Source organism: Allobosea spartocytisi (assembly GCF_014764685.1).
Taxonomy (GTDB): domain Bacteria; phylum Pseudomonadota; class Alphaproteobacteria; order Rhizobiales; family Beijerinckiaceae; genus Allobosea; species Allobosea spartocytisi.
The window spans coordinates 18,801-43,930 of record NZ_JACXWY010000029.1 but is presented as its reverse complement, the minus strand read 5'-3'; the positions used below and the strand labels follow the sequence as shown (position 1 = coordinate 43,930).

General features: G+C 65.0%; 22 protein-coding genes. 19 read left to right on the top strand and 3 right to left on the bottom strand.

Annotated elements, in window-relative coordinates:
- The first annotated feature begins 2 nt into the window (after positions 1–2).
- From IED13_RS25840 to IED13_RS25830, 3 genes are all read left to right on the top strand, one after another.
- Complete coding sequence (locus IED13_RS25840; RefSeq protein WP_318652317.1) at positions 3–593, top strand: hypothetical protein; 591 nt, start codon at positions 3–5, stop codon at positions 591–593.
- A 67-nt stretch (positions 594–660) separates the two neighbouring features.
- Positions 661–1,140, top strand: a complete 480-nt coding sequence (locus tag IED13_RS25835) for a hypothetical protein (RefSeq protein WP_210323759.1) — start codon at positions 661–663, stop codon at positions 1,138–1,140.
- On the top strand, positions 1,137–1,829 hold the full coding sequence (locus tag IED13_RS25830) for an acyltransferase (protein ID WP_191125878.1): 693 nt from the start codon (positions 1,137–1,139) through the stop codon (positions 1,827–1,829). Before IED13_RS25835 ends, IED13_RS25830 begins: the two co-directional genes overlap by 4 nt.
- Before the next feature lie 8 nt (positions 1,830–1,837).
- Here IED13_RS25830 and IED13_RS25825 read toward each other — a convergent pair whose 3' ends face one another.
- The 3 genes from IED13_RS25825 to IED13_RS25815 all read right to left on the bottom strand — a co-directional run bounded on the left by IED13_RS25825 (position 1,838) and on the right by IED13_RS25815 (position 3,322).
- Positions 1,838–2,083, bottom strand: coding sequence for a hypothetical protein (locus IED13_RS25825; protein WP_019200156.1), 246 nt, complete (start codon positions 2,081–2,083; stop codon positions 1,838–1,840).
- Positions 2,084–2,113: 30 nt separating this feature from the next.
- Complete coding sequence (locus tag IED13_RS25820; protein ID WP_191125877.1) at positions 2,114–2,737, bottom strand: acyl-homoserine-lactone synthase; 624 nt, start codon at positions 2,735–2,737, stop codon at positions 2,114–2,116.
- Positions 2,738–2,923: 186 nt separating this feature from the next.
- Positions 2,924–3,322: a hypothetical protein gene (locus tag IED13_RS25815; protein ID WP_191125876.1), complete on the bottom strand. Its 399-nt coding sequence runs from the start codon at positions 3,320–3,322 to the stop codon at positions 2,924–2,926.
- A 99-nt stretch (positions 3,323–3,421) separates the two neighbouring features.
- Between IED13_RS25815 and IED13_RS29380 the strand changes: the two genes are divergently transcribed.
- The 16 genes from IED13_RS29380 (at position 3,422) to IED13_RS25735 (ending at position 25,054) form a co-directional block, all read left to right on the top strand.
- Positions 3,422–3,520 carry a (2Fe-2S)-binding protein gene (locus IED13_RS29380; RefSeq protein WP_141694512.1) on the top strand — a complete coding sequence of 33 codons (99 nt, stop codon included), beginning with the start codon at positions 3,422–3,424 and terminating at the stop codon, positions 3,518–3,520.
- A 453-nt stretch (positions 3,521–3,973) separates the two neighbouring features.
- Entirely contained in the window at positions 3,974–4,903 is a 930-nt protein-coding gene (locus IED13_RS25805; protein ID WP_191125875.1) for a DUF3991 and toprim domain-containing protein, read from the top strand.
- Positions 4,904–5,087: 184 nt separating this feature from the next.
- Entirely contained in the window at positions 5,088–5,765 is a 678-nt protein-coding gene (locus IED13_RS25800) for a hypothetical protein (protein ID WP_191125874.1), read from the top strand.
- Positions 5,766–5,934: 169 nt separating this feature from the next.
- Complete coding sequence (locus IED13_RS25795; protein ID WP_191125873.1) at positions 5,935–6,537, top strand: DUF1419 domain-containing protein; 603 nt, start codon at positions 5,935–5,937, stop codon at positions 6,535–6,537.
- A gap of 8 nt (positions 6,538–6,545) precedes the next feature.
- A complete protein-coding gene (locus IED13_RS25790) occupies positions 6,546–6,947 on the top strand; it encodes a DUF3085 domain-containing protein (protein ID WP_191125872.1) in 402 nt (133 codons plus the stop codon).
- A 105-nt stretch (positions 6,948–7,052) separates the two neighbouring features.
- On the top strand, positions 7,053–12,149 hold the full coding sequence (locus IED13_RS25785; RefSeq protein ID WP_191125871.1) for a DEAD/DEAH box helicase family protein: 5,097 nt from the start codon (positions 7,053–7,055) through the stop codon (positions 12,147–12,149).
- A gap of 259 nt (positions 12,150–12,408) precedes the next feature.
- Complete coding sequence (locus tag IED13_RS25780; protein WP_191125870.1) at positions 12,409–14,088, top strand: ParB N-terminal domain-containing protein; 1,680 nt, start codon at positions 12,409–12,411, stop codon at positions 14,086–14,088.
- A gap of 90 nt (positions 14,089–14,178) precedes the next feature.
- Positions 14,179–14,655, top strand: coding sequence for a hypothetical protein (locus IED13_RS25775; RefSeq protein ID WP_191125869.1), 477 nt, complete (start codon positions 14,179–14,181; stop codon positions 14,653–14,655).
- Positions 14,652–15,539: a DUF7007 domain-containing protein gene (locus tag IED13_RS25770; RefSeq protein ID WP_191125881.1), complete on the top strand. Its 888-nt coding sequence runs from the start codon at positions 14,652–14,654 to the stop codon at positions 15,537–15,539. Before IED13_RS25775 ends, IED13_RS25770 begins: the two co-directional genes overlap by 4 nt.
- On the top strand, positions 15,536–15,955 hold the full coding sequence (locus IED13_RS25765) for a hypothetical protein (protein WP_248312774.1): 420 nt from the start codon (positions 15,536–15,538) through the stop codon (positions 15,953–15,955). The genes IED13_RS25770 and IED13_RS25765 overlap by 4 nt, the downstream gene beginning before the upstream one ends.
- 765 nt (positions 15,956–16,720) lie before the next feature.
- Positions 16,721–17,308 (top strand): hypothetical protein, encoded by a 588-nt coding sequence (locus tag IED13_RS25760; RefSeq protein ID WP_191125880.1) that lies wholly within the window; start codon positions 16,721–16,723, stop codon positions 17,306–17,308.
- Between the two features lie 319 nt (positions 17,309–17,627).
- On the top strand, positions 17,628–18,554 hold the full coding sequence (locus IED13_RS25755; RefSeq protein WP_191125868.1) for an ArdC family protein: 927 nt from the start codon (positions 17,628–17,630) through the stop codon (positions 18,552–18,554).
- Complete coding sequence (locus tag IED13_RS25750; protein WP_191125867.1) at positions 18,554–19,486, top strand: hypothetical protein; 933 nt, start codon at positions 18,554–18,556, stop codon at positions 19,484–19,486. The genes IED13_RS25755 and IED13_RS25750 overlap by 1 nt, the downstream gene beginning before the upstream one ends.
- Before the next feature lie 108 nt (positions 19,487–19,594).
- On the top strand, positions 19,595–20,347 hold the full coding sequence (locus IED13_RS28985; protein ID WP_248312773.1) for an ImuA family protein: 753 nt from the start codon (positions 19,595–19,597) through the stop codon (positions 20,345–20,347).
- A complete protein-coding gene (locus IED13_RS25740; protein ID WP_191125865.1) occupies positions 20,262–21,785 on the top strand; it encodes a Y-family DNA polymerase in 1,524 nt (507 codons plus the stop codon). The genes IED13_RS28985 and IED13_RS25740 overlap by 86 nt, the downstream gene beginning before the upstream one ends.
- Positions 21,782–25,054: an error-prone DNA polymerase gene (locus IED13_RS25735; protein WP_191125864.1), complete on the top strand. Its 3,273-nt coding sequence runs from the start codon at positions 21,782–21,784 to the stop codon at positions 25,052–25,054. The genes IED13_RS25740 and IED13_RS25735 overlap by 4 nt, the downstream gene beginning before the upstream one ends.
- Positions 25,055–25,130 lie beyond the last annotated feature (76 nt).

The following is a 25,130-nucleotide window of genomic DNA, read 5'->3' as shown; positions in this document are numbered from 1 at the left end:
ATATTAGATGTTGTATGATTGCTGCCGCGACATGTGTTGGAGGTTTCGTTCTTATGGAAGGATCGAGCGCAAAAGCCCAGACCCCGACCGCCGACCCCGGTGCCTGGCGTTCGATGTCCTACGCGAACCTTCAGACCCCGTCGCCCGCAACGGCGACCTATGTTGATATCTGGAAGGATGCGATTGACGAAAACAACCGCCATTACGAGCAGCGCGGAGACCGCCGCTTCTCGAAAGGGAATGCGCCGGCCAACGAGGCGCATTTCGTGATCTGGAGCAGCCGCCGGTCGGTCGTGTTCAGCATCCTCGATACCGCCAGCCAGTGCGAGCCGAAGACCACCTTTTCCGAGGCCGGCGCCGCCGTGAAGCTCTGCCCGGTGCGCATCGCCGTCTACGAAGGTCTGCAGGTGCGCACGATGGATGGCGGCAAGGCGTGCTTTCTCGAACTCGACCAGCCCTCCCCGGCAACAGCAGCCGCGTCGGGAGCCTATGCGTCCTACGACGTCGCGCGACGGACGCTCAAGACGGGACTGCTTGTCAACCACGAGGCGGTCGATGGCTGCTCATTCGACGTTCCACTTCCCCGGCAATAGCGGGGTTGCAGCATGCAATAAGCCGGTGACTCGGCGCACCGATCGGCGCCAATGCAAGGAGACAAAGATGCGACTGCCCGCCCTGATAATTCTCGCAACCCCCGCGCTGGCGTTTTTTGCTTCTCCGAGCCTCGCTGCCGACAACGCGTTTTCCTACAAGACGAGCTATCGCAACGTAACGAGCGATCCCGACAAGATCTGGACCGGCGATACACTCGCGCCTAATCCGAAGGGGACAGTGACGATCCATGAGTATCAGCTGCGCACGCCTGACGGCGAGTGGCTGATCTCGCAGATCTGGAATGACGACTGCTCGTCGGGTACCTGCCCGACGCGGCTCGTGCGGATCGCCGCAAGTGGTGAACGGCGTGTTGTCGTGGACGACATGATGCATCAGATCGTGCCGCCCGACGATCCGCGCTTTGCCGACCTGTCTTCCAACAAAAAGACCGAGGAGTTTGCCCGCCGTCCCTTCGCGCTCAGCGACAACGGCAAGACGCTCGTCAACGGCGATTTTAAGTTTGGGGTCGACGGAGACAAACAATGATGTTGTCTCGCCCATTGCGCCAGTCGCTCGTCGACGCAGGATTGTTTCTCTGCCTGTCGGCCGCCGTCGCCTTCGCCGGCGAATCGGCCGCTAATCTTACTTCAGCCGGTATTCCATCAAACTGTGCCGACTTCGCCTCGAAGGTCTCGGCAAGCGAAGGCAATTTCGGCACGACCAACCAGTTCGGGTGCCTCGGCGCTTTCCAGTTCTGCCCGGGTACGTTCGAGCAATATTACAGCGGTAGCGCCCAGAGTTTCCTCAACAACCCCTCCGCGCAAACCGCGGCGTGGACACAGTACGAGCAAAACGAGTGGTCGAAGGCGCAGAGCAACGGCCTGACTTCGATCGTCGGTCAGCAGGTGTGTTCGGGCGGCAAGTGCGCGACGATCGACCAATCCGCGATCCTGATGGCATGCCAGTTCGGGTGCGGTGGAAAAGGCAAGCTCGCCAACTACGTCGCAAGCGGCGATTGCAACGCACGCAACGTCAAGGATGGCAACGGCGTCAGCGTCTGCACCTACCTGCTGCGGGGCGCCGGCTACGACGTCTCCTGCTTCACCGGCCAGCAGTCGAACGTGTGCGTCCAAATGCCGACAGGACCAGGAGATTTCCCGACTTCCACCGGGATCGCGTCGAACCCGCCATCGGCTTCGACCGCTTCGATTATCGTCGGGCCGACGGAAATCTGAGATGTCGGCTAATTCAGCTCGGTGGGGTCGCGCAGGATGAAACGCGAAAATGCGTTTAGTTGCTCTTCGACAGCGGCGCAAAGATCACCGCCCCGATAATGGGCATGGACGAGAGCCCAGAAAACGACTTCGTCTGAGCGGCCGGCGAACAAGGCCTTTTGCAGGGTGCGCCCGATCAACGCCACCGCGCGGATGGGTTCGTATCGGGCATGTAGCTCGGACGCGACAATCTTGGTATCGGCAGTTCGGATCACTGTTGGTTCCTCAGCTGTTGCAGGCTCGGTCTAGGCCGCCGACGGCCATGACGCATTGTCCAGAACGGAGCGCGTGCATCCGCGCGCTGCGTGGATCGTCGACAGCGTTTCGCGGTTGAAGGACATTCGGAGCGCGACCACCTCATCGCGGCCGATCCGGACCGGAAATCCCAAAGGCCGAACGAAAAAGCGCAGTTGCATGGCAATGACCATCAGCCGCCAATCGATCGCGACGGTGACGGTGTCGACCCGCTTTGCCATGCCCCATTCGACGACGCCCTGGGCAAGTTCAAGGAAAGGGCTGTCGCCGCGAGGCCGCATTTCGCGGTGACCCTGTGCAACGCAGAACCGCGTCCACTCGAAAACACGCGGTCCACGTGGCGGCGGGCGTCGGCATAGGTCGCCAAGCACGTCGGTCAGAAGATGAGGCCGGGTTGTCGGCAGCAGACGCTGGTAACCGACGATCGCATCGTCACGCATGCAGATATGGTGGACCGCGTGCGCGTCATCGAACCGATCGCGCTCGAGAGCATCGGGCTGTCTCAGTTGCTCCCAACCCTTTTCTTCAACAAAAATCTTATGTCGAAGGCTAAAAACCTGATTCATGAGGGCGGAATGTCGATCCATATCCGCACCCGAAATAACTGCAAGCATGACTGACTCCTCGGCTTAAGTTGCAACCGAGTTAGTCACGCTCGCGGTCGTCAGGGTATGGTCACAAACGACTATTGCCACGAAATCGATGGCACTTTCAGCGTGCGTCGCGCCGCTGTGCTAATCACTGCGTGCCGGGGCTTGATTACCGATGGCACAACAGGCGGATGAGACAAAACAAGCCACTCAGCTTTCGCTGGCTTGATCAGTCTTCGGGCCTCTCGCAATCGTTCGCGTCGTTTCTTTGCTTGGATGATCCAGAGCGATGTCTGTTGATTGATCAGGTTTATCTGCCTGACGGCACGACCGTTTCTCGTCAGGTAAAGCAAGGCCATGACCGCTTGGGACATATCCGAGATCATCGCAAAGATCCCGGAAGAGCCGTCGACAGCGTTCTTTCTCGATTTCGGCCGTGTCGCAGCGACGCGAACCCTCGGCCTCGGACCACCCTTCCGGGCGGCAGATCGGACACGTTGCCATGTGCAGCGCGGCGTCCCAGGACACTAATGCGTCCAAATAGGCACGGTGCGCGGCGACGGCTTGTGTCTCAAGAGATGGCAGCCCCCGATCCTTGCCTTTGGGCACCTAAATCTCCCCGGAGAAATTCTCCGCGGTACGCCCCCGCAAACGAACTCTCTCTGACTCTTGGTGATCGGGGAGTTGGAAAACCGCTGTTAGACGGCCCTGTGGCCTTTAGTTCGGAGAACCTGTTGCATACGCCACAGGCTCCCCGACCATAAGGTCAAGGAGTGCGGCGCCGTATCGGCCGGCGCCAACCGCTAACAGGGGTTTTCCAAGCCCCAGGGCAGCGCGTACTGCCCCGCACGACTCATAACCGCTCATTCGCTCGGCATCCAGATGCTTTCGATAAATCTTGGCTTGCCAACCCCCTAGAGGCCATTTTGTGTGAGGGATGTGGAGCGTCTCCCCTGACGGGGCCGGGCTGGTGGCTGAGCTGAAGCCCCCCGGGAGAGGTCTTCCCCCTGCCGGGCAGCCATCCCTGACGCGCGCCTGCCCGGCCGGCGCGAAGGGGTGGCAGGCGGTGCCGCTGGCGCCTCGCCGGACGCAAGGGAGGCTTCGCCGCGCCGATCGTCCAATGTCTTGGATCTCTTGCCAGCGCGCCCTTGCATCCGGCAGGCTTCGCGGCTTGCCGGTTGTGTTCCGCAAGGTGCGGGACGAGGAAAGTCAACCGAAGAAAGGGCGAGCACGCGCCGTTGGCGCGCCTCGGATGAATGGATGGAGAAGAACGAAATCGAGAATCTGCGCCAGAAGGTGACCTGCGCGATCGTCCTTGAAGCCGCAGGCTGGAAGGTTGATCTGAAGGAGAGCACGCGCCGTGCGGTGAAGTTCAGGCGCGGCGACGGCGAAATTATCATCGTGATCCACGACGGGCGCGGCTGGTTCGATCCGCTCTCGCCCAAGAAGGGCGACATCTTCGATCTTGCCGAGCATCTCGGCGCCGACGGCTTCGTCGCCGCCTGCGAACAGCTCGCTGGTCTCATCGGCTTCGTTCCGAGTCAGCCTGCATGGATACGCCCGCAGCGGCCGGCACCGGCCATCTCGATCTCCGAGCGCTGGCAGCGCCGGCCCAGGCCGCGGCCCGGTTCGACGACCTGGCGCTATCTCACCGCCGAGCGGGCGCTCCCCGACGACGTCCTCCGGCGCGCCATCGCCCTGGATTGCCTGCGGGAAGGACCGCACGGCAGCATGTGGGCAGCGCATCGATCGGCGTCCGGAGCACTCACCGGCTGGGAGGAACGCGGGCCGACCTGGCGCGGTTTTGCGACCGACGGCGCCAAGGAGCTCTTCCGCTTCGGACCGGCAAGCGCTGAACGGATCTGCGTGACCGAGGCGGCGATCGACGCCATGAGCCTTGCCACGATCGAGGTCCAGCGGTCGGATACGCTCTATGTCAGCACCGGCGGCGGCTGGTCGTCCGTGACCGACGAGGCGCTTCGCCGCATCGGGGCGCGGGGCCACACCCGTCTCGTCGCCGCGACCGACAACAATCGACAAGGTGACCTCTATGCCGAGCGCATCCAGGCGATCGCCGCCGAAGCTGGGGTCGGCTACGTCCGGTCGCGGCCGCGCGGCGACGATTGGAACGAGGACCTGAAGGCGTTGCTGGCGCGCTTCTCTGACCGGCGGCTTGTCGCCCACGCGTAAACAACTTTCCGATCGCGCCCTTCGAACAGAAACGGGCAGAAAGAAGGACAAGGGGAAGGTCCGCTGCCGCATACCCGGCCGGAGCCTCAAGGGTGCGCTTCGCCCGCTATGCGGCCCTTGACCCTCCGCACCGGAGAGGCGGCCACCCGGCGGTGTTTGAAAACACCAATGGGAAGGACGAACCATGCCCCTGTTTACGATTGAGTCGACTTATCGCCTGCCGGTCTACCGACATCGCACCTATGAAGCTGCGAGCCTCACTGAGGCCTGCCGCCTCGCCATTGAGGACGATGATTGGGAGAGCGCAAAGCGCGACTATGAATCAGCTGGCGAAACCTATCTCACCGGCGCGTGGGTGGGGGCCGACGGTGCCTATCGGGGCCAGGCTCTGCGGGTGCCTACGCATTTCGACGAGACGGTGCAGCGCAAAGCGAATCATTTCGAGGTCCTGCTCGGTCTGGTCAAGATGCTGAGCGGCGTGGGCGACGCCAAGCAGAGCGCTTATTGGGCCGGGCGCGCCACCTCGGCCGTTGCCAAGGCGGAGGCGATCCTTGCCGGTATGAAAGATCCCGCTCCGGATGCGCCGGCGCCGCGCCCGCACATTCTGCTGTCCTTCGACGAGAGCGAGGTGCGCGCGACGATCGGCGAGGTCATCGCGCATGATGAGGTCGTCACGGTGCTCTCGGCGGATTCGATCGGTGACGACGATATCCATGCCGCCTGCGTGGCGGCCGTCGCAGCCGCCGACTTCGCGGAAGACAGAGGATCGGTCCTGTTCAAAGCCGCGCTCGCGGCGATCCGGTCGGCCGAGCAGCGCCGGGATGGGAGGATGGAAAAGGGAGAGACGGGAAAGGAGGAATGACGTGCCGCATGCCCGGCCGGCGCGTCAAGGGAGGCTTCGCCCGCTTCGCGGCCCTTGACCCGCCGGGCCGGAGAGGCGGCCGCGAAGGAGGGGTCAGAAGGGCTGAAGAGGATGGCGAACCGGAAGGGTGAGCCGCGCTCCGGCCCGACGAGGCTGAAAGGAGCCCACCATGATCCCCTCTTCGATCCGCAAGGTCTATCAAGGCGCCGCCGACCGCCGGCAGATGTTTCGCATGTTCGATCGGCATAAGGAGCGACCGAACCGGGTGGAGGACAACGCGACCGCTCTTTATTCGGGCGAATGGTTCGAGATCGGCGAAGCCGAGCACGACTACATGTTCGAGATCCTGCCCCCACTGTGGATGCGCGGCGACATGTTCGCCATGCGCGAATTTCTCACCGGCTGCATCACGAGTGTCTTCTTCGAGCTGAAGATCGACGAACGCATCCGCTATTTCCACGGCTATTGCGATCTCGGCGACCGGCAATCGCCGGAGCGGATGCGCGCCGCGATCGTCGAACGCGAGTCGCGGCCGGTCCGGGCGATGACACGCGAGGAGCGCCTCGATCACATTTGGTCGAGCACGCATGACCCCTATCGCGGCTATGCGGACTGGCGCTTTCCCGCCGCAGAGCGCGGCAAGCGCATCGTGATCGTCTACGGCCAGGATCGAAGCCATGATTTCCGGCTGCTCGATCGACTGACCGACGCGGAAATCGCGGTGAAGCTGCCGGTGCATCTGCGCTACCTGCCCGATGCGATCGCGGCATAGGTGCTGCTATGTTCACCTTTTCCGTGACGGCAGTCCACGCCGTGATCGCGCGTGGGCGCATCGACGCCCTGATGAACGGCGGCTTCCGTAACCCGCATTACGGCCTTGCGCCGGGCAAGGACGAGAAGCCCGGCGTCTGGCTGGTCGGCGACGAAGGCGTGTACATCATGTCCAACGGCAAGCTCGCCGAAGGGCAGCAGCGTCCGCTCATCGTCTATGCCGAGGAATGCGATCCGACGACCAACCTCGATTACTGGCACTACAAGCGCCAGTATTTCGGCGGCGATGACGGCATCGACTTCCTCGACGCCGAACTGCTCGTGCGGTCGATCGAGGCACTTGCCTCGGCCACGCACCTCACGATCGCGATGACCGACGACAGCATGGCCATCACGCCGATCCACCGCTGACCTCCGGGCCACGCGGCCCGTTCCCACAACCTCTCGCGACCATCGCGCCAGCCGGAATCCCCGGCGGGATCGATGGCGCGCGCCTTCAACACAGGAGACCTTACGATGGCGCACGACGATCCCTTCACTCTCGACCTTTTCGGCAACACCGCTCTCTCGTCGGGCCTCGGCCTCGGCGTGACCGCCTTTGGCGGAACGTTCGCGAACGATGACGACGATGAGCCCGATCCCTCGACGCCGGCTCCGGCGCTTCCGGTCGCGGCCACCGCGCGTCCCGCCGTCCCTGCCCGCCCCGTGCGCGGGTCCAACTTCCGTCTCGTCGGCGATCGCCTGCTCGCCAGGACCTGGAAGGATCGCGGGCGCGACAACATCGCCGCCATACGGCTCGCGACCGAGATCGAGGCCGATCAACGCCCGGCCACGGCGCAGGAGCAGGCGCAGCTGATCCGCTTCACCGGCTTCGGCGCGTCCGATCTCGCCAACGGCGTCTTCCGCCGGCCCGGCGAACCCGATTTCCGCGAAGGCTGGCAGGAGCTCGGCGCCTCGCTCGAGGATGCGGTCGGCGAACTCGACTACGCCTCGCTCGCCCGCTGCACGCAATATGCCCATTTCACGCCCGAGCTGATCGTGCGGGCGATCTGGACGGCGTTGCAACGTCTCGGCTGGCGCGGAGGCCGCGTGCTTGAGCCCGGCATCGGCACGGGCCTTTTCCCGGCGCTGATGCCGGAAGGACTGCTCGAGATCGCGCATGTCACCGGCATCGAGCTCGATCCGGTCACGGCGCGGATCGCCCGTCTGCTCCAGCCGCGGGCGCGGATCCTCACCGGCGATTTCGCGCGCACCGAACTGCCGGCGGCCTTCGATCTCGCAATCGGTAATCCGCCCTTTTCCGACCGCACCGTCCGATCGGACCGGGCCTATCGCTCCAAGGGCTTTCGCCTGCACGACTACTTCATCGCGCGTGCGATCGATCTCCTCAAACCCGGCGCGCTCGCCGCATTCGTGACCTCGCACGGGACGATGGACAAGGCGGATGTCGCCGCGCGCGAGCACATCGCCGGATCGGCCGATCTCGTCGCGGCCATTCGTCTCCCCGAGGGCAGCTTCCGCGCGGCCGCCGGCACGGATGTCGTGGTCGACCTCCTCTTCTTCCGCAAGCGCAAGATCGGCGAAGCCGCAGGCGATGCATCCTGGCTCGACACCGAGGAGGTACGCCCGGCAGGCGAGGACGAGAGCGTGATCCGCGTGAACCGCTGGTTCGCGCAGCACCCCGCCTTCGTGCTCGGGACGCATGCGCTAACCTCCGGTCCCTTCGGCGAGACCTATACCTGCCTGCCGCGTGCCGGCGAGGCGCTCGAATCTCTCCTTCCCGCTGCGATCGCTCTTCTCCCGGAGGCGATCTACGACGGCGAGCCCGACGTCATCGACGCCGATCGCGACGAAGATGACGAGTCCGTCGATCTCGTTTCTCCGGCCGATCGCCATGTGCGCGAAGGCAGCTACGTCGCCGACAAGGTCCACGGCATCATGCAGGTCCTCGACGGCAGGCCGGTCGCGATCAAGGTCCGCAAGGGTCGCAGCGCCGAAGGCGTCCCCGAAAAGCATGTGCGGATCATCGGCAAGCTGATCCCGATCCGCGATGCGGTGCGCGAGGTCCTCAAATGCCAGGAGACCGACCGGCCATGGAAGGATGCGCAGGTTCGCCTGCGCATCGCCTGGTCGAACTTTGTGCGCGATTTCGGGCCGATCAATTTCACGACCGTCTCGATGACCGAGGATGAGGAAACCGGCGAGGTGCGTGAGACGCATCGCCGGCCGAACATCCAGCCCTTCCTCGACGATCCAGATTGTTGGCTCGTCGCCTCGATCGAGGACTATGATCTTGAGACAAACACCGCGAAACCCGGCCCGATCTTCACCGAGCGCGTGATCTCGCCGCCGGCGGCGCCGGTGATCACGAGTGCTGCCGATGCGCTCGCCGTGGTGCTGAATGAGCGCGGCCGTGTCGATGTCGACCACATCGCCGAGCTTCTGCATCGCGATCAAGAGGATGTCGTCGCCGAGCTCGGTAGCGCCATCTTCCGCGATCCGGCCGACGGCTCCTGGCAGACCGCCGACGCCTATCTGTCCGGTCCCGTACGCGACAAGTTGAAGACCGCCGAAGCCGCCGCGGCGCTCGATCCGGACTACGAGCGCAACGTCACCGCGCTGCAGGCCGTCCAGCCTGCCGATCTCAGCCCGTCGGACATCACCGCTCGGCTCGGCGCGCCGTGGATTCCGGCCTCCGACATCGTCGCCTTCGTCACGGAAACGATGGGCGCCGACATCAAGATCCACCACATGCCCGAACTGGCGTCCTGGACCGTCGAGGCGCGACAACTCGGCTGGATGGCGGCGGGGACCTCGGAATGGGGCACGGACCGCCGGCACGCCGGCGAACTTCTGGCCGACGCGCTGAACAGCCGCGTGCCGCAGATCTTCGACACGGTGAAGGACGGTGACAGCGAGCGCCGCGTCCTCAACGTCGTCGACACCGAGGCGGCGAAGACCAAGCTGCAAAAGATCAAGGATGCGTTCCAGCGCTGGATCTGGTCCGATCCCGACCGCACCGACCGGCTGGCGCGCGTCTACAACGACCGCTTCAACAACATCGCGCCACGGGCCTTCGACGGCTCGCATCTGAAGCTTCCGGGCGCCTCTCGCGCCTTTGTCCTTTATGGGCACCAGAAGCGCGGCATCTGGCGCATTATCTCGGCCGGTTCGACCTACCTCGCGCACGCCGTCGGCGCCGGCAAGACCATGACGATGGCCGCCGCCGTCATGGAGCAGCGCCGGCTCGGCCTGATCGCCAAGGCGATGCTCGTCGTGCCCGGCCATTGCCTGGCGCAGGCGGCGCGCGAATTCCTGGCGCTCTACCCGAACGCGAGGATCCTCGTCGCCGACGAGACGAACTTCACCAAGGACAAGCGGCACCGCTTCCTGTCACGCGCGGCGACCGCGACCTGGGACGCGATCATCATTACGCATTCGGCCTTCCGCTTCATCAGCGTGCCGTCGGCGTTCGAGAGCCAAATGATCCAGGACGAGCTCGAGCTCTACGAGACGCTGCTGACGAAGGTCGAGAGCGACGACCGCGTTTCGCGCAAGCGGCTCGAGCGGCTCAAGGAAGGCCTGAAAGAGGGGCTGGAGGCGCTCTCGACGCGCAAGGATGACCTCCTCACCATCTCCGAGATCGGCGTCGACCAGATCATCGTCGACGAGGCGCAGGAGTTCCGCAAGCTCTCCTTTGCCACGAATATGAGCACCTTGAAGGGCGTCGACCCGAACGGCTCGCAGCGCGCCTGGGACCTTTTCGTCAAGTCGCGTTACGTCGACATGAAGAACCCGGGCCGCGCGCTCGTGCTCGCCTCCGGCACCCCGATCACCAACACGCTGGGCGAGATGTTCTCTGTGCAGCGCTACCTCGGCTACGCAGCACTCAGCGAGCGTGGCCTGCACGAGTTCGATGCCTGGGCATCGACCTTCGGCGACGTGACGACCGAGCTCGAACTACAGCCGTCGGGCAAATACAAGCCGGTCACGCGCTTCGCGACCTTCGTCAACGTGCCCGAGCTGATCGCGATGTTCCGCTCCTTCGCGGACGTCGTCTTGCCCGAGGACCTGCGCCAATACGTCAAGGTCCCGGCGATCTCGACCGGCAAGCGGCAGATCCTCACCGCGAAGCCGTCGGCGGCGTTCAAGCGCTACCAGACGCTGCTCGGCGAGCGCATCAAGGCGATCGAGGAACGCGACCGTGCGCCGGAGCCCGGTGACGACATCCTATTGTCGGTTATCACCGACGGCCGGCATGCGGCGATTGATCTGCGGCTGGTCGACCCGGACAATGATAACGAAGCCGACAACAAGCTGAACCAGCTCGTCGGCAACGCCTTCCGCATCTGGAGCGACACCGCCGAGAGCACCTATGTCCGCTCCGACGGCAAGCCGTTCGAATTGCCCGGCGCGGCGCAGATGATCTTCTCCGATCTCGGCACGATCAGCGTCGAGAAGTCGCGCGGCTTCTCCGCCTATCGCTGGATCCGCGACGAGCTGGTCCGCATGGGCGTGCCGGCGTCTGAAATCGCCTTCATGCAGGACTTCAAAAAGTCGGAGGCGAAGCAGCGCCTGTTCGGCGACGTGCGCGCCGGCAAGGTCCGCTTCCTGATCGGCTCGTCCGACACTATGGGCACCGGCGTTAATGCGCAGCTGCGCCTGAAGGCGCTGCACCACCTCGACGTGCCCTGGCTGCCGTCGCAGATCGAGCAGCGCGAGGGCCGCATCGTACGCCAGGGCAATCAGCACGACGAGGTCGACATCTTCGCCTACGCCACGGAGGGCTCGCTCGACGCGCAGATGTGGCAGAACAATGAGCGCAAGGCCCGCTTCATCGCCGCGGCGCTGTCTGGCGACACCTCGATCCGCCGTCTCGAGGACATGGGCGAGAGCCAGGCCAACCAGTTCGCGATGGCCAAGGCGATCGCATCGGGCGATCCGCGGCTGATGCAGAAGGCTGGCCTCGAAGCCGACATCGCGCGGCTCGAGCGCTTGCGTGCCGCGCATATCGACGATCAGCACGCCGTGCGGCGGCAGATCCGCGATGCCGAGCGCGACATCGAATATTCGACGCGCTGCATCGGCGAAATCGCGAAGGATATCGAGCGGCGAACACCGACCTCAGGCGACGCTTTCGCGATGACGGTGACGGACGAATCCTACGACGAACGCAAGCTCGCCGGTCGCGCGCTGCTGAAGGAGATCCTGACGCTCGTGCAGCTCCAGCAGGAGGGCGACGTCGTCATCGCCTCGATCGGCGGCTTCGACATCGAATATAGCGCCGAGCGCTTCGGACGTGACGGCTATCGCTACACCACGATGTTGCAGCGGACCGGCGCGGAATACGAGATCGAGCTGCCGGTGACGGTGACGCCGCTCGGCGCGATCGCTCGTCTTGAGCACGCGCTCGACGATTTCGATGGCGAGCGCGAGCGCTACCGCCAGCGCCTCGCCGATGCCCGGCGGCGGCTGGTGTCTTACGAATCCCGCGATGGCGGCGAGTTCGCATTCGGCGGTGAGCTCGCGGAGAAGCGCCGGCAACTCGCCGAGGTGGAGAAGGCCCTGGCCGAGGGCGGCAGAGACACCGGCGAGATGCCGGTGGCCGCCTGAAACGAAAGAGAGAGGGGAAGAGAAGGGAAAATGCCCGCTCGCAGATCGGGCGGGCCGTCGCCGCTAAAGCTCAACCGCCGCCTGCGCAAACCCGGCCCGTCGTCCTGCGCAGGGCTTTGGCCCTGCTGGTCCAGCCGGGCGGGGTTGCTCGGCCGCAGTTGCACCGGCCCGCCCGCTCCGCGGGCCGGGGGGTGTCTTCGGGAAGAAGACGAGAAAGGGCCGGCAGCGCCGGTCCGCAACCCCCAAAAGGAGCATTCCCATGCATCTCATCAAGGTCGATCCGCGCGCGCTGAAGGAAAATCCCGACCGCCTGCGCCAGACGAAATCGACACCACAGGCCGATGCGCTGATGCTCGCCACGATCAAGGCGGTCGGCATCGTCCAGCCCCCCGTTATCACGCCGGAAGCCGGCGGCGGCAACGGTTACGTCATCAATGCTGGCCATCGCCGCGTGAAGCAGGCGATCGCGGCGGGGCTCGAGGAAATCGACGTGCTCGTCGACGAGGTCGCCAACGACAACGGCGCGATGCGTTCGATGGTCACGAACATCGCATTCGAGCCCATGAACCCCGTCGACCAGTGGCGTGCGATCGAGCGCCTGGTCGCGCTCGGCTGGACCGAGGAGGCGATCGGCGTGGCGCTGGCGCTTCCCGTGCGCCAGATCAAGAAGCTGCGGCTGCTCGCCAACGTCCTGCCGGCGATGCTCGATCACATGGCCAAGGGCGACATGCCGAACGAGCAGCAGCTCCGCACGATCGCGGCGGCCTCGCTCGACGAGCAGAAGGAGGTCTGGAAGAAGCACAAGCCGTCGAAGGGCGATCCGCAGGTCTCCTGGTGGAGCGTGGCGCAAGGGCTGCAGAAGACCCGCATGTATGCGCGCCATGCAAGCTTCGGCGACGACCTCGCCCAGGCTTACGGCATCCAGTGGGTCGAGGACCTGTTCGCTCCGGCCGACGAGGACAGCCGCTACACCACGAATGTCGAGGGCTTCCTCGGCGCGCAGCAGGAGTGGATGACGGCGAACCTGCCAAAGAAGGGCGTCATCGCCGAAACCACGAACTGGGGCGAGGTGAAGCTGCCACCGAAGGCCGAGCGTGTCTACGGCAAGCCGGCGAAATCCGATTGCACCGCGATGTATCTCGACCGCGAGGGTCGCGTGCAGAGCGTGCATTACCGCATGCCCGAAGCCAAGAAGCCGAAGGGCGGCAAGGACACGGGCGGCACCGATAACGCCCCGGATGACGTCGGCGACGTGGCGAGGCCGCGCCCCGACGTGACGCGCAAGGGCGTCGAGATGATCGGCGACTACCGCACCGACGCGCTTCGCGAAGCACTCGGCCGCGCGCCGATCGAGGATGATGCGCTGATGGCGCTGCTGATCCTCGCCTTCGCCGGTCAGAACGTTTCGGTCACGACGGGGAGCGGCGGTGCCTATTACGGCTACAGCCGGTTGGCGAAGAACGCGGCGGTGCTGTTCGACGCAGACGGCAAGCTCGCCTTCGACATCGACACGCTGCGCGTTGCAGCCCGCACTATGCTCGTCGACGTCTTCTCGTGCCGCGAGAATGCCACCAACAGCGGCATCGTCGCGCGCATCGCTGGCGACATGATCGGCGCCGACGCGTTCCTTCCGAACATGGGCACCGAGGATTTCCTCTCCTGCCTGTCGCGGCCGGCGCTCGAAGGCTCGTGCAAGGACACGCCGGTCCTGCCGCGCCAGCGCGTGAAGGACACGCGCGCCGCGCTCGTCGCGCATTACAAGGAGGGCCACTTCGTCCATCCCTCCGCCCTCTTCGCCCCCGATCCGGCGAAGCTCTCCGACTGGCTGTCTTCGCGCGCGGCGGCAGCAGACGAGGATGAGGCCGACGAGGACGTGGCCGACGTCGGCGAGGGCGTCTCCGACGAGGAGGCCGAGGCCTTCCGCGAGGCGGCAGAGTAACGCCGCTCACCTTCAACTTCAAAAGGTTCGCCGCCGCCGGTCTCCGGCGGCGGTGTCGTTTCCACACATGCGCTATCCAAGGAGGCCACCATGTCCGCGCACACCATCTTCGACAATGCCCCGATCGGCTCCATTATCGCCTGGTCCGACGGAATGCCGCAGCCACCGGCACGCTTCAACAAAAAGCTCTCAGCCTGGCGGACCAACAATAGTCGCGGCCGCCTGATCCGCAAGCAAGCGGCGCATGGCGTCGGCAACATCTCGCTGGCGGCGTCGTTCACCCTGCACGAAGCCGACTTCGGCGGCGGCGGTGTCATTGCGATCCGTATCCATCGAACGTTCTCGCTCGACTCGCGACTGGTCTTCACCATCGTCGAACGCCCGACGATCGGATCGGTCCGCGTGTTCGACGGTCCCGGCGATGACGCCGAGCTCGTCCATCTTTCTATGCATGAGGCCGACGCCCGCGAGTGGCTGACGCGGCACAGCTATCCGCGCGCCGTGCTCCAGGAGGTGACGGCCGACGAGGTCAGCGCCGATATCGTCGAGGGGAGGACCGCGGCATGAACGCCCCCTCTCCTGCCCGTCCTCAAACAGGGAACCACGGATTTCCAGGGGTTTCTTTCGGCCGCAGCGCCGACGGCATGCCCGTCGCGCTCGTCGGCGACACAGCGTTCGCCATGGCGATGGCGCGCGACGATCGGCACTATCTCGTCACCGCCTGGCGTCTTACGCGTCCGATGGCCGAGTGGACGCGCAGCGATTTCTACGGGCACTCCGGCGAGCTCGCCGACGAGGCGGCGTTTCGGGCACGGGTGCTCGAAAATGCCGAACATCAGCGCGAGCGCAAGATGCTCGGCCGTGTCGAGGAATGTTCGCGTGCCCACACGCCGTGGGGCACCTCGCAGGGCGCGACGATCTACGCCGAGGGCGTCACGTCGCACTCGACCGCCGGGCACGGCGGCTTCAAGCTCTCGGCCGAGCGAAACCGCAAGGTCCATCGCATGCTGCGCTCGGCCGGCGGATGGTACGAGGAAGATGCCGAGTGGGCGATCGTCGCGATCACCTTTCCGCATCTCTTCACAGCCTTCGAGCGTCGCTGTGCCGAGCGGACGATCAAGGACTCTTGGCCGGATGCCTGGGAGGCGATCTTCGGCACGATCCTCCTGCCGGGTGAATCCTACGAGAAGGATCGCCGCGCGTTCGAAGCAGCGCACGCCCACGACTGGATCGTGATCTCGGCGATCACGTCGAAGCAGGTCGCAGGATTTGTCGAGGTTGTCGCGACGCCGGGCGGCAAGCGGGGCGACGGGACCGAGGAGCGCCGCTTCCTCGTTCCCTCGGACGAATACCGCGTCGGGCTCTTCGGCTTTGTGGTCGATCCCGCTCGCCACCACGTTTATGGCGGCGAGTCCGACTTTATCGGCTGGCAGCCAGGGAGGGCGGCATGAGCCCTTCCCCCGATCGCCTTCATCTTCTCCATCGCATGGAGGAGGCGCAGCGGCAGACGCAGCGCCAACTCGATGTGATCGATCGGCAGATCACGCGGAGGATGACCGCGCTGATACCGTCGCTCGGGCGCAAGCAATCCGGTTATCGTCGTGGCAAGCCGCCGGACCCAGGTGCTTTTCTCGAACGGTATCGTGCGAGCCTGGCGGCGCTTACTGCGGAACGCCAGCCGGAAATCGACGCCTTGTCGCGAAAGCTCGCGCGGCAAGGCCAGGCAATCGAGGCGCTGCGCGAGCGCCTCGGTGTCGATCGTGACGGGCGAAGCGCTGCCCGCCACGAGCAGACCGGCACGAAGATGGACCATCATCATGCCGGCCCGACATCGGCGCTGTGGCCGGAAACCGGCTCGTCGATCTGACGATGATCGCATCCGACGGCGTGCGGGACGAGCAGAGAGCGCACGCCGCCCGCGCGGCGCGCTCCGGCCATTGTCAGCGGCGTGTGAGGGAGCGCAGGCTGTCGCTCCCTGACGCTATCCGGTCAGCGCTCGCGCAACGTTGGAATCACCTCGGCCTGCCCCGGCGTCTAGTCTGCGGCCGAGAACGTCCATTGCCGGCGGGTCCAATACGGGCGGCGACCTTGCCGATGGTTGGGTGCATCCATCTCGTGGAAACCCTCGCTCAGGCTGTCGGCGAGACGACGGGCGCTGGCGTTGCGCCGGCGGGCGCAGCCGGGAGAGAATGCCGGCTCTCTGCGACGCGGTGCCGGGACGTTGCGAAAGCAGCCGGACGGTCCGGCGGGTGTCCTGCGTCACGGCCGGCGGTCTGGTGGTGGGATGCGGCGGGGACATGTGGTCCTTGCCTGTCGGTTTCACTTTCTGGTTGGCGTGTCGGCCGGCCGGACCTCCCCTCGGGTTTTGTTGCGCTCTTAAACCGGCGGCCGGTCGCTTCAAGGCCGCGTGCCGCGCCGCGTTGCGGCCGGAGCTGCCGATCTCGGCACAGCGGGCCCGCGCGCTTCGCAAGGGCTGGAAGCCCTGCTTGCGCGCAAACCCGCTCCGCTCGATCAGGCCGCCCCGGACCCTGAAGCGCCCGTCATTCCGCCGGTTTCGGTCGATCGCACCCGAAGGGAGGACCGGCAGGAGCCGATCCGGGCCTTCAGGCGAACCGAAGGAAAGGAAATTCTCATGACCAAAGCCGCTCGCACCCAACGTCAGCCCGCAAAGGTCGTTCAGCTCCGCAAGAGCACCACGCTCGAAATGGTCAGGCTTGCCTGCCCCGACGCCGCCCAGGCAACGCTCATCTCCGAGAGCTTCGGTCTTCCCGTTCTCGACAGCGACGGGATCCGCGATCTCCATCAGCGCATGATCATCGAGACGGCCGACAGCCTGAGCGAAGGCCTCGGCGAGAGAGCGATGCAAATTCATCTGCAGCGGATCGTCGGCGCCTATGTCGGCTCCGCGCACGGCGCCGGCCAGTTCTACAGCCGCGCGGTGACCGAAGCCCGCGATGCGACGGCCAAAGCGTCCAACGACCTGCGCGACGAGGACCTCGACGGCCCCGTCGGTTTCGACAGCGCAGCGCAGCGCAAGCGCGAGTTCGCCGCGGACATGGCCTTGCAGTCGCACGCCCTGCGCATGGCGGCCGAGGGCGCCGTCGCTGCCTACGAACACGTCGTCGGCGAGCGCTGGAAGCCGTTCGAGCGCCCGGTCGAAAATCCGGGCCAGACGCTCGATCGCAAAGCGGCCGAAACGCAGTTGGCCGCCTTCGGCTGATAGCACCGGGCGAGGCTTCGGCCTCGCCCGTCTTCGACACCACGACGCTGGGCCGGCCCCCTAAAGGAGGTCCGGCCCTTTCTCGCGTCGCTGTCGCAACCGCTCCCCACGAAAATCGAATGAGAGGAAAAAAGAAGCAGGAGGCGCGTCGCGACACCGTCCGGCTTTTGGTCCTGCCAGGGCCGGGGCCCGGCGCAGCGGCTTCGCCGCCCTCCACTTCGTTGCGGCCCAAGGGTGCGCCGCTCCCCTGTATTCCCTGGCGATGGACCGCCGTAACGGGGTCGCGATGGGCGCGACCTCCAAACGGAGGTTCAGGAAAATGACTGAGAAGAAGGAAGGCTCACGCGCCGACGTCTACGCGCGCATCACCGATCGCATCGTCGCCGATCTCGAAAAGGGTGTCCGTCCCTGGGTTCAGCCGTGGAGTGCCGGTCATGCCGGCCGTCGGATCACCCGGCCGCTGCGCCACAACGGCGAAGCCTACAGCGGCATGAACGTGCTCCTGCTATGGTCGGAAGCGCTTGCGCGCGGTTTTACCTCGCCGACTTGGATGACGTTCAAGCAGGCGATCGAGCTCGATGCTCATGTCCGCAAGGGCGAGTCAGGCGCGACCGTCATCTACGCGAGCCGCTTCACCCGAACGGAAACCGACGCCAGCGGCGGCGAGATCGAGCGTGACATCCCGTTCCTGAAAACCTATTCGGTTTTCAACGTCGAGCAGATCGCCGGACTGCCCGATCACTTCTACCGGCAGCCGGCGCCGGCAATCGATCCGATCCAGCGGATCGATCATGCCGATCGCTTTTTTGCCAATACCGGGTCCGTTATCCGGCATGGCGGTCCCCGCGCCTTTTACGCACCATCGACCGATCACATCCAGATGCCGCCGTTCGAGACCTTTCGCGATGCCGCGTCTTACGTGGCGGTGCTGAGCCATGAGCATATACACTGGACGGCCGATCCACGCCGCGTCGGCCGCGACCTCAGCCGCTATGCGAAGGATCGCAGCGAACGCGCGCGTGAAGAGCTCGTCGCTGAAATCGGATCGGCACTGATCTGCGCCGACCTCGGCATTGTCCCCGAGCTTGAGCCCCGGCCCGACCACGCCAGTTACGTTGAATCGTGGCTGCAGGTCCTGCACGGCGACAAGCGCGCGGTCTTCCAGGCCGCCGCGCACGCGCAGCGCGCCGCCGCCTTCCTGCACGGTCTCCAGCCGGCGGAAGCAGCAGAGCGGGAGGCAGCGTGATGTTTCACGTTCCGCCTATTCCTGGGGAGGGTCTCGCGCCCTCCCCGCTCCGCTTGCGTGTGCTCTCGCTCGGCGCCGGCGTCCAATCGACGACAATGGCGCTGCTCGCGGCCCATGGCGAAATCGGCCCCATGCCGGACTGCGCAATTTTCGCAGACACGGGCTGGGAACCTGCCGCCGTCTACGAGCATCTCAAATGGCTCACGTCGGGAAATGTCCTCCCCTTTCCCGTACACATCGTTTCGGCCGGCAATATCCGCGAACATCTTCTTGCCGCCGGCGAGGGCCGTCGCTGGGCATCGATTCCGGCTTTCACCCGCACGGTGCGGCCGGCCGGCACGCCCATCCCCATTCTCGACGAGGGCGAGCTGATCGAGATCGGCGAACGTCACAGCGCGAACGACATCATCTCAATCGGCATGATCCGCCGGCAATGCACCACGGAGTTCAAGATCGTCCCGATCCGGCGCAAGGTCCGCGAGCTCGCCGGCCTTGCCCGCAAGCGCTCGCCGCCCTTCCCTGTCGTCGAGCAATGGATTGGCATCAGCACCGACGAGATCATCCGGGCCAAGCCGAGCTTCGAGGCCTGGCAGATCAAGCGCTTTCCCCTGATCGAGCGGCGCATGAGCCGGCAGGACTGCCTGGCATGGCTGCGCCGCCAGGGCTATCCGATTCCGCCGAAGAGCGCGTGCATCGGCTGCCCGTTCCACGACAATGCGCGCTGGCGCGACATGCGCGATCACGACGCCGAGGCATGGGCCGATGCGGTCGAGGTCGATCGCGCCCTGCGCTCCGGCCTTCGCGGCATCCGTGGCGATGTGTTCCTGCATCGCACGTGTGTGCCGCTCGACCTTGCCGATCTGTCGACGGCCGCCGACCACGGCCAGCTCGATCTCTTCGGCAATGAGTGCGAGGGGATGTGCGGGCTATGAGTCAATCGCTTCGCACCGAAATCCGTCATCGCCCTTGACTCATGCCCTCTGTTAGAGAACAAATAGAGAACATGATGCAAGAGCCATCTCAGGAGGTCAAGGACCAGCTTGCGGCCAGAGCCCGCCATAGAGTCATTGCGCGCGCAAATCGAGAAGATCGAGGGCCGAACCCTGCGCGCGAAATCGGTGCTTCCGTTCGGAATTGCCGAGGTGGATTCGCGGCTTCCCGGCGGAGGTCTTGCACTCGGTGCTTTGCATGAGGTCGCGGGTGGCGGATACGGCGCCGTCGACGGCGCGGCCGCTGCGCTCTTCGCTGGCGGGGTCGCCGCGCGGACGAAAGGCAAGGTGCTCTGGTGCATCACGCGCCCAGACCTTTTTGCGCCCGCACTTGCACAGGCAGGGTTGCCGCCCGACAGGGTAATCTACGTCGAGGCAGGTGACGACAAGGCGCTTCTCGCCTGCATGGAGGAAGGTCTTCGCCATGGCGGACTGGGCGCCGTCGTCGGCGAGGTCGCGCGTCTCTCGATGACTGCGTCGCGGCGTCTTCAGCTCGCGGCTGAAGGAGCCGGTACGATCGGGATCGCGCTCCGGCGCTGGCGGCGCCAGACCGAGGCGGCCGATTTCGGTCAGCCGACTGCGGCTATGACGCGCTGGAGGGTCTCGGTGCTGCCCTCGGCTCCGCTTCCCGTTCCCGGTGTCGGCCGTCATCGATGGCTTGTCGAGTTGATCCGCGCCCGCGCGGGCGAGAGTGCAGATTTTGAGTTGGAGGCTTGCGATGACACGGGTTGTCTCGCTCTTCCTGCCGAACTGGTCCATCGACCGGCTTCGGCGGAAGGCTGGCGACGCGGCGCCTCCGCTTGAGGCCCCGCTCGTCCTGATCGGCCGGGAAGGAAGCCGGCGCGTGGTGATGTCTGCGGATGTCGCTGCGCGGAGGGTAGGCCTGCGCCCCGGCATGCCGGCCGCGAAGGCGCAAGTCCTCGTACCCGATCTCCTTATCCATGATGCCGATCCGATCGCGGACTCCGCCGCGCTCGAACGCCTCGCCCTATGGGTCCTGCAGCGCTTTGCCCCGATCGTCGCGGCGGACGGCGCCGACGGTATCGTGATCGACACCACGGGCGCGGATCACCTTCACGGCGGTGAAGAGGCGATGCTCGATGCGCTGATCGGACGTCTTCTCATGTCCGGCATTGCCGCGCGCGCGGCCATCGCCGACACCTGGGGTGCCGCGCACGCCTTCGCCCGCTATGTCGCGGAGCCGGCTTTCGTCGCAGCACCAGGGCATGGCCCGTCGATGATCTCTCCCTTGCCATTGGAAGCGCTGCGCCTGCCGGCCGCCATGGCCCACGATCTGCGCGTACTCGGCTTCGAGCGGATCGGCGACCTTCTGGCGCAGCCGCGCGCGCCGCTGACGCTTCGCTTCGGTCCCGAGCTCGGGCGGCGGCTCGATCAGGCGATCGGAGAAGCGGCTGAGCCGATCGATCCCGTCAGGCCGGCGGACCTCATCGAGGTGCGGCGCAGCTTTGCCGAGCCGATCAGCGCGGCCGAGACCATTGCGCGTTACATCGGCAAGCTCGTCGTCGCGCTGTGCGAACGCCTTGAGGAGACCGACCTCGGTGCGCGGCGGCTCGATCTTCATCTTCGGCGCGTCGACAACCAACGCCAGGCCATCCGCATTGGCATGGCGGTCCCGGTGCGCGACGTGAGGCGTCTTACCCGACTTTTATGCGACAAGATCGAGACGATCGATCCGGGCTTCGGTATCGAGTTGATGTCGCTCGCTGCGAGTCTCGCCGAGCCGCTTGTCCGCAAGCAGACCGTGAGTTCGCTGATCGAAGAGGCCGTCCCCGATGTGTCCGATCTCATCGATACGCTCGCCAACCGCGTCGGCGAGCGAGCCGTCTACCGGGCGGCGCCGATATCCAGCGACGTGCCCGAACGATCGGTCGCTCGAATCCCAGCGATGGCGCCCGGCACCGGCACCACATGGCCGGGGCATTGGCCGCGACCGGCCCGCCTCCTGCCGCATCCCGAGGTGATCGAGACCGTCGCGCTTTTGCCTGACCATCCGCCCGTCACTTTCACCTGGCGCAGCATCCGACGCCGCGTGCGACGGGCAGACGGGCCCGAACGCGTTTTCGGCGAATGGTGGAAGCGTGATGCCGAACTCGTCGCGGTGCGCGACTATTTCCGGCTCGAGGACGAGGCCGGCGAGCGGTATTGGGTGTATCGCGCCGGCGACGGCGAAGACGCTGCGACCGGATCGCATCGCTGGTTCATGCACGGGGTGTTCGGATGAGCGCCCATCGCTATGTTGAGTTGCAGACTACATCGCATTTCAGCTTCCTGCGCGGAGCATCTTCGGCCGACGAGCTCTTCGCCCAGGCCGCGATGCACGGCATCGAGGCGCTCGCGATCATCGACCGCAACAGCCTCGCCGGAATCGTGCGTGCGCACGAAGCCGCGAAGGCAACGGGCGTGCGCCTGATCGTCGGCTGCCGCCTCGATCTTTCTGACGGTATGTCACTCCTGGTCTATCCGACCGATCGGTCCGCTTACTCGCGGCTCTGCCGATTGCTCTCGCTCGGCAAGCGACGCGCAGGAAAAGGCAAGTGTAGTCTTGGATGGAGCGATGTCATTGCTTATGGCGAGGGCCTGATCGCGGTGCTCGTGCCGGACACGGACGATGACGATTGTCGATTGCACCTTCGCCAACTGCACGAGGCATTCGCCGATCGCGGCTATATGGCGCTCACGCTCCGGCGCCGGCCGAACGATCAACTCCGGCTTCACGAGCTATCGAACGCCGCTGCGGCCGCGAAGGTCCGAACCGTCGTGACCAATGACGTCCTCTTCCACGCACCCGATCGGCGGATCCTGCAGGACGTCGTCACATGCATCCGGCACAACGTTACGATCGACACGCTCGGCGATCGGCGTGAGCGCCATGCCGATCGCTTTCTCAAGCCGCCCGAGGAGATGCATCGCCTCTTCACGCGCTATCCCGACGCTTTGGCGCGTACGCTCGAAATCGCCGACCGCTGCCGTTTTTCGCTCGACGAGCTCGCCTATCAATATCCGGAGGAGCGCGACGATCCCGCGCTTTCGCCGCAAGAGACGCTGGAAAAGCTCACCTGGGAGGGTGCTGCTACCCGCTATCCCGAGGGATTGCCCGACGAGGTGCGCGCTGTCCTCCGGCACGAGCTGCGCCTCATCAAGAAGCTCGATTACGCACCCTATTTCTTGACGGTCAACAGCATCGTCAGGTTCGCTCGCTCACGCGACATCCTCTGCCAGGGACGCGGCTCGGCGGCGAATTCCGCCGTCTGCTACGTTCTCGGTATCACTTCGATCGATCCCGGACGCAACGACCTTTTGTTTGAGCGCTTCGTCAGCGAAGAGCGCCGCGAGCCGCCCGACATCGACGTCGATTTTGAGCACGAAAGGCGAGAGATCGTCATGCAGTGGGTGTTCGAGACCTATGGCCGCGATCACGCCGCACTGTGCTCGACCGTGATCCGTTACCGCACGAAAGGTGCATTGCGCGATGTCGGCAAAGCGCTCGGCCTGCCCGAAGATTTGATTTCGTCGCTGTCGGGCCAGGTCTGGGGCTGGTCCGAGGAAGGCGTTGAAAATCGCCATGTCGAGGAGCTCAACCTTAATCTTGCCGATCGACGGCTGCGATTGACGCTCGACCTCGCGCGCCAGCTCATGGGCGCGCCACGACATCTCTCACAGCACCCCGGCGGCTTTGTCTTGACCCACGATCGGCTCGACGATCTCGTGCCGATCGAACCGGCGAGCATGAAGGACCGGCAGGTCATTGAGTGGGATAAAGACGATATCGACGCGTTGCGATTTATGAAGGTCGACGTCCTCGCCTTGGGCATGCTCACTTGCATGAAGAAGGGTCTCGATCTGCTCGCGCAGCACAAGGGCGTCGAGCTCGACCTTGCGACGATTCCTGCCGAGGATCCTCGTACCTACGCCATGATCAGGAAGGCCGATACGCTCGGGACATTTCAGATCGAAAGCCGCGCGCAGATGTCGATGCTCCCCCGTCTCAAGCCCAGGACCTATTACGACCTCGTCGTTCAAGTGGCGATCGTTCGGCCGGGTCCGATCCAGGGCGACATGGTTCATCCCTATCTCCGCCGCCGCGAAGGGCGCGAGCCCGTGCACTATCCCAAGCCCGAGCTCGAACAGGTGCTCGGAAAAACCTTGGGCGTGCCCCTGTTTCAAGAGCAAGCGATGCGGGTGGCGATCACCTGCGCGGGCTTCACGCCCGGCGAAGCCGATATGCTGCGCAAATCGATGGCCACGTTCAAGTTCACAGGCGGGGTCTCATCGTTCAAGATCAAATTGATCGACGGTATGGTCGCCAACGGATACGAACGCGTTTTCGCTGAGCAGACGTTTCGGCAATTGGAAGGGTTTGGCTCGTACGGATTCCCGGAAAGTCATGCAGCTTCGTTCGCGTTGATCGCCTATGCAAGCGCGTGGTTGAAATGCTGGCATCCGGATGTCTTCTGCGCTGCTTTGCTCAATAGCCAGCCCATGGGTTTCTATGCGCCAGCGCAAATCGTAAGAGACGCGATCGAGCACGGCGTCGAGATGCGCCCGGTCTGTGTCACAGCCTCACGCTGGGACTGCACGCTGGAGCCGACCGGCGACGAGAGCCGCTTTGCGGTCAGGCTCGGTCTGCGAATGGTTCGCGGTCTCGCCAATGGCCACGCCGCACGGATCGTCGCGGCGCGAGCCAATCAACCCTTCGCCTCGGTCGACGACCTCTGGCGTCGCTCCGACGTGCCGCAAGCCGCACTCGTTCTGCTGGCCGAGGCGGACGCGTTCCGGCCGGCACTCGGTCTCGCCCGGCGCGAGGCGCTATGGGCGATCAAAGCTCTGAGGGACGAACCCTTGCCGCTATTTGTGGCAGCTGCGGCACGCGATCATGGACCCAGCGCCGAGCTCAACGAACCCGAGGTGGCGTTGCGATCGATGAAGACAGGTGGCGAAGTCGTCGAAGACTACCGGCATGTAGGCTTGTCGCTGCGCAATCACCCGGTCTCGTTCCTTCGAAGCGACCTGCATCGTCGACGGATCGTGACCTGCGCGGAAGCGATGGCATCCCGCGACGGCCGATGGCTCGAAGCGGCCGGCATCGTTCTCGTACGCCAGCGGCCCGGGTCAGCCAAGGGCGTGATGTTCATTACATTGGAGGACGAGAACGGCATTGCCAACCTCGTTGTCTGGCCGAAGGTGTTCGAAGCCAATCGCCGGGCCATCATGGCGGCAAGCATGATCGCCGTGCGCGGCCGCATCCAGCGCGAGGGCGAGGTGGTCCACCTCGTCGCGCAACGGATCGTCGACCTGTCGGCCGAGCTCGCCGGCGTCGGAGAACGCGAGGCCAGCTTCCGGTTGCCCTACGGTCGCGGCGACCAGGTTCGCAATGGGGGATCGGGCCCCGATCCGCGCGAGCAACCGCCTAAAACGGTACGAACGCGCGATATCTATGTGCCGGATCTCCACATCGACACCATCAAGGTCAAAACGCGGAATTTCCATTGATACCGCTCGAATGAGAAGCAGTTTCGCTGTTGAAAGCATTCGAGAATAGATCAACAATACTGCGTTTAAATACCAT